The sequence below is a fragment of the Acinetobacter sp. ANC5681 genome, from assembly GCF_023488045.1.
Classification (GTDB): domain Bacteria; phylum Pseudomonadota; class Gammaproteobacteria; order Pseudomonadales; family Moraxellaceae; genus Acinetobacter.
The window spans coordinates 1-13,056 of the sequence record NZ_JAMFKZ010000004.1; the positions used below are offsets into that span (position 1 = coordinate 1).

The 13,056-nt window shown below is 35.8% G+C and carries 10 protein-coding genes; all 10 read right to left on the reverse strand.

Annotated features, from left to right (window positions below; genetic code table 11):
* Nucleotides 1-52: 52 nt before the first annotated feature.
* The 10 genes from M5121_RS03590 to M5121_RS03635 all read right to left on the reverse strand — a co-directional run bounded on the left by M5121_RS03590 (nt 53) and on the right by M5121_RS03635 (nt 12,998).
* Nucleotides 53-4,384, reverse strand: a complete 4,332-nt coding sequence (locus M5121_RS03590; protein ID WP_249570375.1) for a DEAD/DEAH box helicase — start codon at nt 4,382-4,384, stop codon at nt 53-55.
* Nucleotides 4,385-4,640: 256 nt separating this feature from the next.
* Nucleotides 4,641-4,820, reverse strand: coding sequence for a hypothetical protein (locus tag M5121_RS03595; RefSeq protein WP_107908890.1), 180 nt, complete (start codon nt 4,818-4,820; stop codon nt 4,641-4,643).
* A 66-nt stretch (nt 4,821-4,886) separates the two neighbouring features.
* Complete coding sequence (locus M5121_RS03600) at nt 4,887-5,261, reverse strand: antitoxin Xre-like helix-turn-helix domain-containing protein (protein WP_017396149.1); 375 nt, start codon at nt 5,259-5,261, stop codon at nt 4,887-4,889.
* Nucleotides 5,236-5,394 (reverse strand): hypothetical protein, encoded by a 159-nt coding sequence (locus M5121_RS03605; RefSeq protein WP_017396150.1) that lies wholly within the window; start codon nt 5,392-5,394, stop codon nt 5,236-5,238. The genes M5121_RS03600 and M5121_RS03605 overlap by 26 nt, the downstream gene beginning before the upstream one ends.
* A 135-nt stretch (nt 5,395-5,529) precedes the next feature.
* Nucleotides 5,530-5,946, reverse strand: coding sequence for a hypothetical protein (locus M5121_RS03610; RefSeq protein WP_168397430.1), 417 nt, complete (start codon nt 5,944-5,946; stop codon nt 5,530-5,532).
* A 1-nt stretch (nt 5,947) separates the two neighbouring features.
* Nucleotides 5,948-8,074, reverse strand: coding sequence for an integrase (locus M5121_RS03615; RefSeq protein ID WP_249570376.1), 2,127 nt, complete (start codon nt 8,072-8,074; stop codon nt 5,948-5,950).
* Nucleotides 8,067-9,623, reverse strand: a complete 1,557-nt coding sequence (locus tag M5121_RS03620) for a site-specific integrase (protein ID WP_249570377.1) — start codon at nt 9,621-9,623, stop codon at nt 8,067-8,069. The genes M5121_RS03615 and M5121_RS03620 overlap by 8 nt, the downstream gene beginning before the upstream one ends.
* A complete protein-coding gene (locus M5121_RS03625) occupies nt 9,616-10,842 on the reverse strand; it encodes a site-specific integrase (protein WP_125518672.1) in 1,227 nt (408 codons plus the stop codon). Before M5121_RS03625 ends, M5121_RS03620 begins: the two co-directional genes overlap by 8 nt.
* A gap of 155 nt (nt 10,843-10,997) precedes the next feature.
* Nucleotides 10,998-11,582, reverse strand: a complete 585-nt coding sequence (ssb, locus tag M5121_RS03630; RefSeq protein WP_005156773.1) for a single-stranded DNA-binding protein — start codon at nt 11,580-11,582, stop codon at nt 10,998-11,000.
* A gap of 51 nt (nt 11,583-11,633) precedes the next feature.
* Nucleotides 11,634-12,998, reverse strand: a complete 1,365-nt coding sequence (locus tag M5121_RS03635) for an MFS transporter (protein WP_034602552.1) — start codon at nt 12,996-12,998, stop codon at nt 11,634-11,636.
* Nucleotides 12,999-13,056 lie beyond the last annotated feature (58 nt).

Below are 13,056 nucleotides of genomic sequence, written 5' to 3' on the forward strand. Positions count from 1 at the left end.
TTCTGTTTCTTGCTCATGGTAAACTCCTAATGAGTATGTATAGTTTACCAAGTTAAACCCTCCTGTTTTTTAAGCACACATCAGTTGAATCTTCTTCATAAAGATAAAGTGGGAAGCATTGTGCCCCTGCATCCATTAAATTTAAATCTAAAAGTATATTTGAAATTAAAGCTGAAAAACCTTTTTTCCCACCTAACCCTGATATAGAAATAACTAAATTAGAAAGACTTTTTTCTGGAAAAAGTTTTTTTGTTTGATATAGCATTGCTGTTAAATCTTTGGAAAAATAGCAATTTTGCTTTATAAATGGTCTATAAAGAGCGTAAATAACCTCATTACTTTGAAAAGAAAAACGTTTCAGTTTTTTTATGTCTGAAAGTAAATTACGATTCCAACTAATTTTAGTAGTATCAATTTGAATGAATTTATCTATCTCTATTTTTTTATCACTAGATGAATATCTAGAAACCTCAGAGTTATAAAATTTGATAAATCTTTGTACATTATTTACCAATTTTGATTTAGATGAATTGTATATCCAAGCATCTCTACCTGTTGCTAGTCCGAGTGAAAAAATATCGAATATTTTAATACTCGTTTGATCCTTCTTATTTCCAATTTCAATAAACTTATTAAAGCTATCATCACGCTGATTTACCCAATCATTATGAATATCAGGTATGATTTTTTCCCAACCATCAATTGCTGTAATGCCATTGATACTTACAAGAGCAGATATTTTTTCTAATTTTTCTTTTTTAGATAAATAATCCTCAATTTTTCGGAAATATATCTGACCATTTTGTTGTACATTTGGATTTTTAACTAAAATTGCAATAGAAACAGGTGTTCTTATTTCAAAAATACCTGCACCTTCTTTTTTAGCTAATTCACCAGCACTTCTTCTTGAATTACCTTGTAAGTGGTATAAATAAAGAGAACTAAATTCATCTGCTAAACACCTGCGTAAACCATCTGTTGAGTTTGAATCAATATATCCCGCATTCGTCACGAAGCCAATCACACCACAGTCTTTGATACGGTCACTAGCCCAACGAATTGCTCGAATATATGAATCCATTAGATTTTTTGTTGAAGTCGCCCTTGAATCCACAGCATATGTATCTTGAATCCGTTTATCTAAATATGGATAAGCAACATTCGCATTATTGTCATTGGCTGATTCTTGCCCTGCCGAATAAGGTGGATTACCTATAATTACATGGATATCTAACTCTTTTTGACGTTTACGTCTTTCACTATTATCAATTAGTACCTTACTTACAAGATCATCTTTTTCATACATTTCAAAAGTGTCGGTTAAACAGATACCTTCAAAAGGTGCATATTGTAGATCGGGATTAACCGTTTTCATCTGATCGTGATATACGGTTTCAATATTGATTGATGCAATGTAATACGCCAATAAAACAATCTCATTGGCATGAATTTCATTCTTATACTTATACGTTAAACGATCCGCAGGGATTAAACCTGATTGAAGCAAACGGTTGATAAACGTACCTGTACCCGTAAATGGATCGAGTACATGCACATTATCATCAGCAAAGGTTTTACCAAACTCACTTTTGAGTACATCATTGACACTATGGATAATGAAATCCACGACTTCAACAGGTGTATAAACAATCCCTAGTTTCTCGGTCATACGTGGGAAGGCATTTTTAAAGAATGAATCGTATAGCGTTAAAATAATGCTTTGTTTACCTTCGGCAGTATTAATGCCTTCTGCTCGCATACGGACTGATTCATAGAAGGAATTAAGCGTATCCGCTTCTTTTTCTAAGTGATGCTCATTCAGCGCATCTAGCACCTTTTGCATTGCCAAGCTCATTGGGTTGTGTTCAGCAAAGCTATGGTCTTTAAAGAGTGCATCAAATACAGGTTTAGTAATTAAATGCTGTGCCAACATTTCAATGATTTCAGCATCAGATACGCTATTGTTTAAGTCATCACGTAGTTCATGTGCAAATTCATTAAATGCCGAAATTTCATTCGTATTAGCAGGATTTTCAAGAATGGCTTGAATACGGTCAATATGAGTTTTAGCAATTTTCGCTACATCACTTGCCCAATCTTCCCAATGGTGGCGATTACCGCATTTTTTTACGATCTTGGCATATAAAGCACGTTCAATCTCGCCAACTTCAAATACCATTTCCTCTTGAACTGGAATTGGAGTTGCTGCTGTACCAATAGACGAACCGCCTCTGGCTTGTGCTGTGCCTCTTTGTTTTTTACCTTCACTTAAACCTGTTGTGTTTTTTTCACCCTCACCACCTTTGGGTTTGGCTTTTTTAGCCTTTTTAACAACCTTATCAGCAACCGCAATAACTTCCATGCGAGATACGTCTTTGCCATTAAACTCTAACTTGTTGATCATCGCATCAAAGCGGTCATCATGCGCACGTAGAGCGTTAAGCACTTGCCATACCACACGGTAGGCTTCATTAGAATTTAACGCCTGTTCAGGCTCTACACCCGCAGGAATTACGACTGGTAAAATGACATAACCAAGTTGCTTACCTTCCGCTTTACGCATTACACGTCCAACAGACTGTACTACATCGACTTGTGAGTTACGTGGGGTCAGGAAAAGAACGGCATCAAGTGATGGAACATCCACACCTTCTGATAAACAGCGTACATTAGACAAGATACGACAGGTATTTTCAGGTGCTTGTTCTTTTAGCCAAGTAATTTTTTCTTTCTTTTCGGTTGCATTCATACCACCATCAACATGTTTCACATGGCAATTTAGCTTTAATGAAGGATCAATATAAGGGTCTTCTTCTGTTCTATATAAATGATCCATTTCTGCTTGTTGATATGCTTCAACAACAGCACTAAACATTTCAGTAATTTGCTTAGAACTAACTTTATGTTTTTTACCTTTATATTCTTTTTCAATCACCTGACAAAAGGCAACCGCACGCTCCATTGGCTTTGCTGCTGTACCATCTGGATTAGATAAACCGTGTTTAGCGAGGGCCTTCCAACAGCCAACAATTTTTGCAGCATCATCAACTTTTAGAGAGTTATTTTCGTCTTTTAATAAGCCTTGTAATTGACGATTAATATGACTTTCTTCAACAGCAAGTACAATTACCTTATAGTCACATAAAATGCCCATTTTTACTGCTTGCGAGAATGTGATGACATATAGATCGTCACCATACAGCGATTTATCATCCATTGAGCAAAGTGTCACACCTTCTGTTTCTTTAGCTGTATCACCATAAATACGAGGAGTAGCTGTCATATATAGACGTTTCTTGCCTTGTACATAATCATTATTATGAATACGCACAAACTTGGATTCATCATCTCCCTCAAAAGTTGCACCTGTGGTACGGTGTGCTTCATCACAAATAATTAAATCAAATTCAGGGAATCCTGCTTTTTGAGCTTCTGCAATGACATCAATTGAATGATAGGTTGAGAAAACCACATTCATGTCCTCATTCGCTTCATTCGGTTTAAATAAATCTCTTGCCTTAAATGCCTTAACTAAACTTTGGGGGTTGGTTGTAGCAGGGAATTTTAAGTCACTAATCCCAACTACAATATTGTCATCATCTTTTTTCTTACCAACATCACTATCAGAACAAACTGCAAAACTGCGGATACCTAATGATGTTTGTTGAGTCCACTCATCAAGCGTTTGACTAAGTAATGCAAGACTAGGGACTAGAAACAATACATTTTTACCACGACCTGCCAGTTCCTCAGCAATACGCAAAGAGGTAAAGGTCTTACCCGTACCACAGGCCATAATAAGCTTGCCACGATCTGCCTCAGCTAATCCATATTTGACTGCCGACAATGCGGGACGTTGATGATCTCTTAAACTATTTTTTTTACGAAATATAGGCTTCACATTTGAATCAAAATTAAACTGTGACCAGTCAATTAAACTGCCTTCTAAATCTAATAATGAAATAGTTGCAACAGGTGGATTTGCATCAACTAAAGACGATTTAGCATTATCAGTCCAATCATCCGTTGAGGCTACGATATAGCGATACGCAAAATAAGATTTACCAGAGCCGCCTAAAAAGCTATCAATGTCTTTCTTCTGAATTTTTGTAGTGTTGTAATTTTTACACTGGATTGGATGAAATTCACCACCCATCGTTACCGCAACTAGATCAATACCATAGTCACGTTTATCAGTAATATTTAACTTTTCACCGTACTTTTCCACCCAATCTGCATAAGACAAAACTTCTGTGTAAAGTTCAGCATATTTAGGCTCATTCAAAAAATATTGAACCATCAAATTTTCAAATGAAGTGCCTTTATCTCTATTTGTAAGTGTAATTTTTTCGATAGATTGAAGTAAATTAGTTAAAGCTGACATTCTGAATAAGCTCCAAAAATTTTAAGTGTTTTTTACACTAAAATTTAAAAAATATATTGATGTGAAATTTAACATATTTATAAAAAAGGCATTAGGAAATATAAGGTTTTTGAATTTTTCTACTAATAAAAATAAGAACAGTATGTGAAAAAGAAGAATTATTAAATACACATATTATCTAGGCTTTAGACTGTACATTTTACCGCCTGAGCCATGTATAAGATTACATCATGGGCAGTAACGACAAAAGTTGATGTCATTTGTAGGCAAGCTTTTTAAGTTCAACTAGATGCTTACTTATTACACGATTAGCGGCATGCATCATTACACGCATTGAAGCTTCATCATCTCCAAATTGCATTGGCACAACCTGACTCATCGAAGGAGGACGAGGCTTGCGATTTTCAGTCATAAAGTCTTTAAAACGTTTAACCATGCTGCATCTCTCAGAGTTTCATAACAATAGAATTAAATTCTAATACACATAATCTCTTTATAGAAATCACATTTTCGCTCGAACTGAGTCAACAAAATGTAGCACTGTGGTCAAGCCACTAATAGTTTGAATCTGCTCAATTGGAACTCCTTTGGTCGCTTCATTATAGGAATTCATGAAGTAGTGAATCCATTCTGAATCTCCACCACTGAGTACATATACTGCACGATAAATATCAATGAGCAATATGGCCAGTTCTCCTTGCTTAGTCGCAGGGTCGAGTTCAGGATTGGCTTTAAAACTACTGATAGTGTCACAATGCACCCCAATCACAGATGCAAGCTGTGCCTCTTTCAGGCCAAGCTGATCCGCAGTGTTAAGCAAGGATTTTGCTAACACTACTTTAGACTCTACATTAGATTGGGTAATATTTGTCTTCATAAGCTTCAATAAGATTAACTAAAATTTCCATTTCCTCAGCTTCAGGCGTTCCTTCATCTGCCTGAAAGATATTTTCTAAGCGAATAAAAGCATTCGTAAGATCATCATCACTTCTAATTGGTTTAATATCCATTATTTCCTCATTCTCATCGTGTCTTCCAATTCCTAAAATCCAGAAAGAGGAGCGTAGACATCAATTTTGATTACTTTATTGCTAGTCTGGTTCATCTATTATTACGTTGCCTTTTGCAAAGCAACCTTGACCAATTCAGTCAGAACTTTTTTTACTCATCGGCTCATTTAGTTTAGCAATACTTAGCCCATACTTATAGGCGTTGTATTGCCACACTACGAACTGTTCCAACAACAAAGCGTTCTCTTTTTCCAGTCTGGCATTCTTAACCTCCAAAGCTTCAATTTTAGTTTGAGCAATTTTTAAACTAGCAGGTAGTTTCTGTGTTGTAATGCTTTTAACCTTTGACACTTGTGGTTTTTTGCATTGATCATAGGCAGTCTTAATACGCACATATTTCTGTAAAGTTTGACGAGTTGGTGCAGGCACAAATTCGAGCTGTAGCTCAATGGCCTGACATAGCCGCTCCCAAGTCAATTTCTGATCTAAAGGCCAATAATCAAGAAGCTCAACTATATTCTCAATGTCTTTATCGGTTAAATGCTGTGCCATATCAAATCCATAAATCCATTTGCAATGCAGGACTGAGCAAATGTGGTTCATCCTCTATCTTTTTCCGTTGAGTATTCTCAATAACGGGGATACGTTTACGACCTGCTTTTTGATACGCTAAATCAAGATGTGTAACATCTTCCGAAGGCGGCAAACTTAAAGGCGTTCCATCAAGAATGTTTGGATCATCTAGTAGGGCAATTAACTGTTCACAACGTTTAATCGTAAGCTCTCTAGTCCCCAACCAGACCGTTGCACCAGTTACATTTTTACTAACAGCTTCCTTATCCTTTGCCCATAAGATTTTTTCTTTTCTAAGTCGATCTTGAAGCCGTTTTTTCTTTTCTTCATCCCCCTTAATACAGACATGTTCCGTACAATTAAGACAATTTCTATACTTTAGGCAGGGTTCATCAATATAAGAATGTGTACAAAATCCAAACTCGGTAGTGTGCATAGACAATGTTGTTTTGGTATTTAGCTCTTGTAGAGTTCGAGGTGTAGCTATTTGGAATGTAAATGTACTATCAGTATTTACTGTACCAACCTCATTTTTCTGCATCTCAATTAAGCTAAAATTACGATCTTCAACCGAAGTATGGTCATATACTCGATTTTGCTTCATATCAGCCCGCCCTGACCATTTAGCGAGTAACATGCTATCCATTCCATTGGTATTTGCTATCGTATTGAGAAGATGCCTAAATTGATGTGTAGTCACACTGTAGTCACCATATCCCCATCGTTGGAAAATGGATTGAACATTTCGTAACTCATCACGTCCTTTCTTCTTTTTTTTGGTGGGAGATAAGTCCTCATTTAAAGTATCAATATGTGGTATCCATAATTCTGAGAAAATAGTTGCTTTACCACTATGGAATTGGTTTGCGAAACAACAAAATAAAGCTTCAGACCATTTAACCTGTACGCCATTACCTGTTTTAAAAGGTACGTAAGGAAAGCCATCTGGCAATCTATTTCGCAAGATAATATTTAAATCGTTGAGGCAGACTTTATAATCATCAATAGGTATATCACGAGTTCTTAAAAAACTTATTCCAGAATTATTTGCAGTATATGAATCTTCATAAGATGATAAATCAAAACCCATTGCCGATAAAACTTCACTACGTTTTAACAATTGATCATCAGGCACTTTGGGACAAAGCTCATGTCTTGGAAATTTATCGCTTGTCTCAAGCAAATATGCTAAATGTCTAGACTTTTCTGACATCTTAATCAAACGTTCGATAGCCCGTTTTACCGTTGGGATCATGGCACTTGGAATGTATTTAATGTCATGCCCATAATTTTTCTGAGCATACCACCTGATACCTAATACTTTCTCAATATTAGAATCATCTGCTATAAGCCCTAAACTGCTCTTAGAAAGCGTTTGGACTTCTTCCTCGTGGATACAATTATGCTTTAAGAAAAATAGCTCTGATGCTCGCTCAGGCGCAGCTAGAAGCAAACTCACAGCACTGGTGACAAAAATATCTCTATCTGACAATTCTGAATCTTTGCGTGAAAAAATATCAGCTAATGCAAAAATCGCATCCTCATCAGGAAGTTTAGATGCTCTATGTTCCTCTGACTCCTCATCTAGCACAATCGACTTATCAGCAGGTTTTTTAATTGGATTTTTCCATTCTGGTAAAGCAACTATTTTTAATTGGCGAAGAAAATCCAATAGAATCTTTAGTTGTCTACCTACATGGTAAGCAGAACTCGCTTTATAATTTACTTTTGCATTTTCAGCAGCCAAGTCAAAATCTGCAATAACCAATTTAGTTAAATCAACTTCACCATATCGGTCTAAACATATTTGTTCTATTGTCCGAATTGAAAGAATTGCATCTTGGGTTTTTAACTTACTCTTAATTCTCTGATACTTAACATACGCTTTGGCAAATTCTAAAATTGAATGATGCAAAAGATTTTCAGGTGATCTATCTTTGGATGAAATACCTGTTTTGACAAAGTTTACTTCGCCTTTCCAATAATTCTCATCAAATTTAATATCTTCATTTAATTCAGATAACTGTTTAACAAAATCAATAAACCGCTTAATTTCAGAGTAAGGAGATTGGATTTTTTCAGATGGAAAATATATTAAATTATCCATGGTTGAACTCCTTACAAGCATCAATAACTTGCTGAACGGCAATAATTGTACGGTCATTAACGGCAGCGACTTCAAGACTACAACCCATCTTAATTAGATCATCTCGCTCTTTAATTAATTGCTCTAGAACCAAATGATGAGGTGCTTTTGCCCAAGGCATAAACTTGCTACACAGATAACATGCGATTGGTGCATAATCATTGCAGTATTGATTTGTACCACATGAACCAACGTCACAATCTTGTTCTACAGAAGAAATTCTATTCGCGTCTTTAATTTGTGATTGGGCCTCAATCTCATCCTTTACAACTTTCCCCTGAAAAGCATCTGCATATTTGCGTAAGCTTTCATCCATGATGGATGAGATTTGTTGTGCAATTTCAGGAACACTCTGTACATAACAGTGTGCATTTTGCGTATCATGATGATCTAACAGCTTTGCAATGACATTCACACCTGCTTTTTGCCTAGCCGCATTTGTTCCAAGCGTATAGCGAAACCGATATGCAGTGATATGTATTGGTTTACCGGTTTCTCTTGAACGGACACCAAGTTTTTGAACAGCATCTCTCAATATTTGAGTTAATTTGATAGTAGGTAAATGAATAATTTCTGTTGGCAAAATTTGAGAAATTTCTTTTTCATTGCTCCAATCTAGATTGGCTAACACCTTAATATCATAGAAAATTGGTAACTCTGAAAGCTCCTGTTCAGATACTTCTCGCTTTATTTGCTTTGCTAATTTCTGTTTTAAAATTTGAATATGTTCAAATAAGATTTTCGCAATACTTTCCCGAATTCCCACTTCATTAAAAGCAAATCGGAATCCACTAGCACCTCTAACTTTAGCTCTCGGAATGTTAAGGATATGAACTGCATTTGTATCATTAAAATTATATTTATCCGACACATATAGGTCTTTCACCTTTAATCCTGAAATTTGAATTGGTCGTCTACCAGTCGCACAAAAAACACGAATTAGAGCAGCCTCATAATAGGAAATCTTATTTTCTGCTAAATATTCATTGGTTCTAGTGATAATTGTTTGAAATTCAAATGGGCTAAATGGGCCTTCATCTGGATCAAGGGAAAGGACTGCTGCTCCTTTTTCATTGCCACTCAATCTCCATGAATCCATTAGATCGTAAACTTCATCATCTACTGAGGAATAACCTAAATCATATAGTTTCTTCAAAAAGACTCGTAGCATAGCTACTTTGTATTCATCTTTTTTTGCCGAATAAAAATTTTTATAATTTAAAAGACCTTTAATTGAAAAATGATCCTCTCCTGTAATATCAAAATATTTACCAATATATTCGCACATGTTTGCTGTATGTGAACTTGAACTATACTTAGCAAAATGAACCAAAGTCATGACTACATCAGATTGGACAGAAAACTCAAAATTTCGTATACGAGAGATATCTATAGTTTTATTGATATCTAATACCCATTTCTGATCATCGATACTAAACTCATAACCTTTGAATGAGGTAAAAGTATTTTGCGACTTATCTAAACTATCGATTCGAATTGATTTATTCATTTTCATCCTCAAATTTTTCTTGGATACTTAAGCCAACCTCTACGGCACGCTTATTCTCTGCACGCCTTGAATATCTTCTTGCGCTTTGTGAGTTAGGTATCCATCCCATTAGATAAGCACGATCATTTTCAACTTGAGCTTCAGTCGTTTGACCTGTTGCCACTAAAAGTTGAGATTTCTCAGAAAATTTGTCATTCCAAGTATGTCTAAATGCATGTGCATGTACATTGAATAGAACAACTTTAGAAATTTCAGAAAAGATTTTATCTAGAGCTTTTATTGATAAAGGTTTACCTTTATTTGATAAAATCAAAAAGTCTGTTAGCTCTGCATGCGGTATGGCTGATCTATAATTTAAAATGTAAGTTTCTAATTTTTTCTTTAAGTTTTGATTGACTGCAATTGATCGACTTCTAGTTTTAACCAAAGGTTGATATAGCCTAGAATCACTACCATCATGAGGATTACGCCTAATAGTAAGATATGATGTAACACCTTGAGAGGGAGTTATATCTGTAATTTTTAAATTTAATAATTCACCTTTACGACATCCAAGATATAAAAACAAATAGATAATTAGCTCATTTCTATAAGTAAGGTAATCTGAAGTCCAGATACGATTCTGATTATCAGGATCAACCGCCTTGAAAATTTTATTTAATTGATCACTATCAAAAGATTTGTATTCAGACTGAATATCCATGGACTTACGAGGTCTACGAGATTTTAACAAACGTTTTGTACTTGTTATTGCTGATGAATGAAGATGCGTCTCAAACCATCCAATATATTCAGCAAAATTAGTTAACCGCCTATATATTAATTGTTTAGATACATAGTCCTGCGTAACAACCAATTTTGCTCTAGATCGCTCTTTATTATTACTTTTTGGAAAACTTATGATCTTTTTTTTTGAATCTGCCCCACCTAATCGACTGCGATTGAAACTGGTTAAATTTACTAAAGCTTCGATTTCATTTAATTTTAAAAAATCTTTACTTTTTATCCTTTGTTCCAAGTCAATTCCTAACTTATCCAACAACTGAAAGAGCAACTTAATATCTTCCAAAATAGCAGAAATTGTATTGATTGATTGACCACGATTTCTTAGATGAATGATCGTATATAAATTTGGATAAGTCATAGGAACACCATCACTATTCAAAAGAACAGCGAATCTCTCACCACTACTCATTACAAATCTTTTAACAGACATCATGATTAAATTTAACAAAATATCTAAGTGTTAAATATCATAAAATATAATTAAAAAAATTTACAGAACTATTTCTAGTGTCTGTAAATTTCTTTTGTAACTAACTACTAATAAAGAATAATTTTATAAACTTTACAAAACATGGTCTCTAGTAGGTGTCAAAATGGTAAATCATCATCTAAATCAGCAGGGGCAGTCGCAGGCTGAGGTGCTGATTTTGGTGTATTAAAACCATTTCCTGCTTGTGGACTACCAGCATAATTACCTTGATTACCGCCAGCAAAACCTCCGCCCTGACCATAACCATTTTGGTTGTTGTTATAACCCGTATTTTGGTAACCACCACCTTGGTTATTGTTGTTATTAAAACGTGGTTGATTAAAGTCACCACCGCCTTGTTCGCTTTGTTGACGCGTATCTAACATTTGCATTTGATCGCCACGAATTTCAGTACTGTAACGCTCTTGACCGTTTTGATCTGTCCATTGACGAGTACGTAATGAACCTTCGATATAAACTTTTGAACCTTTACGCAAATATTGCTGTGCAATTTCGCCTAAACGGTTGTGTAACACAATACGATGCCATTCTGTTTGTTCTTTACGCTCGCCTGTATTCTTATCTGTCCAAGACTCACTTGTTGCAATCGAAAATTGAGTCAGGGATCCACCATTTGGAAAAGTTTTGGTTTCAGGATCTTTACCCAAAGTACCTACTAAAATAACTTTATTCACACCACGCATTAGCTGTCTTCATCCTATATATTTCTATGTTTTACTTTATAAGAGTTATGTTTAAATGGCTACCTCTTTGCCAATCAAGTGCGTTAAATCTTGTCGTCCAGCATCATCTATACACTGTTTATCGACTTTAATATAAGCAACTTGTTGTTCAGGCATCACCACGACTTCTTCAATACCACGAATTGCCAACAATTTTGAAGTCCATTCATCCGTTTGTGTCATTTGAGGTAGAGGCAACACAATTGAAGACAAATATCGAGGTTGAGCCAGCCCAAAACTGACCAACAACCAAAGTATAGCAATCCCAGAGAGGACACTCCAGCCAAGTGCAGTATTCTGTAACATCAGAAGCTGTCCACCCAAAGTACCACCAAAAAAAGCACCTAAGAATTGGCTACTGGCATTTATTCCCATCGCAGTTGCTTTAGATTGAATAGGTGCAACTTTCGATAACCAAGATGGCAATAACGCTTCCATGACATTGAAGGCGATAAAGAAAATACCAAGCCCTGCGAGCAATACATATTTCGATTCATAACCAAAAATAAGAATCAGTAAACCCACAATAATTCCAGCAATTGCTGACAAGAAAATACCACGCATTTTGCGATATTTTTCAGCAATAATAATACTTGGGAAAGCAAAGAACAGACTCAGCACCAATAATGGCAAATAAATCAAACCATGTTTTGCCAGTGGAATTTGTGCATATTCAATCAACTGAGAAGGAATATAAATAAACATTGCCGTGAGCAATAAGTGCAGAGAAAAAACAGAGACATGTAAGCGATTCAAATCGCCCATTTGAATGACTTGTTTCAACTGTGATAAATAACCTTGTTGGAAATTGCGATGATGTCGTGTGACTTTAGGCACGAGCAATAACATCAAAATCGCAGCCAATCCCATAATCGTTGTCACGAAAAATAGTCCAGAAATACCGACTAAGCTAGTGAGCCAAGGCCCTAAACTAAATGCCACTACGAAAGACAAGCCAATACTCATCCCCATCGCTGCCATGGCTTTAGTCCGCTGTTCTTCACGGGTCACATCGGCCAGTAAAGCCATGACTACGGCTGAAACTGCACCTGCACCTGCAATCGCACGACCAATAATCACACCATAAATTGTGTCAGATAAACCTGCTATCGCACCACCAATCGCAAATAAGAGCAAACCCAGTACAACCAATGGTTTACGACTAAAACGATCAGCCAACAAGCTAAACGGAATCTGCAAAATTGCTTGTGTTAAACCATAGACCCCTACAGCTAAACCAATGAGGGCAGGCGTGGCATATTGATAAGATTGTCCTGCCACTGAAAAGACAGGAATAATCATGAACAAACCCAACATGCGTAAGGCAAAAATGCTGCTTAAGGCAAAAGTTGAACGGCGTTCTAAAGCATTCATTATTGATAAGACACTATAACTGGCTTAGCGAATTATAAGCGATTCGCTTAACAAGGTTGTA

Coding starts and splice junctions, on each gene's coding strand:
- M5121_RS03590 (WP_249570375.1), bottom strand. CDS start 4,384: ATGTCAGCTTTAACTAATTTACTTCAATCTATCGAAAAAATTACACTT.
- M5121_RS03595 (WP_107908890.1), bottom strand. CDS start 4,820: ATGGTTAAACGTTTTAAAGACTTTATGACTGAAAATCGCAAGCCTCGT.
- M5121_RS03600 (WP_017396149.1), bottom strand. CDS start 5,261: ATGAAGACAAATATTACCCAATCTAATGTAGAGTCTAAAGTAGTGTTA.
- M5121_RS03605 (WP_017396150.1), bottom strand. CDS start 5,394: ATGGATATTAAACCAATTAGAAGTGATGATGATCTTACGAATGCTTTT.
- M5121_RS03610 (WP_168397430.1), bottom strand. CDS start 5,946: ATGGCACAGCATTTAACCGATAAAGACATTGAGAATATAGTTGAGCTT.
- M5121_RS03615 (WP_249570376.1), bottom strand. CDS start 8,074: ATGGATAATTTAATATATTTTCCATCTGAAAAAATCCAATCTCCTTAC.
- M5121_RS03620 (WP_249570377.1), bottom strand. CDS start 9,623: ATGAATAAATCAATTCGAATCGATAGTTTAGATAAGTCGCAAAATACT.
- M5121_RS03625 (WP_125518672.1), bottom strand. CDS start 10,842: ATGATGTCTGTTAAAAGATTTGTAATGAGTAGTGGTGAGAGATTCGCT.
- ssb (WP_005156773.1), bottom strand. CDS start 11,582: ATGCGTGGTGTGAATAAAGTTATTTTAGTAGGTACTTTGGGTAAAGAT.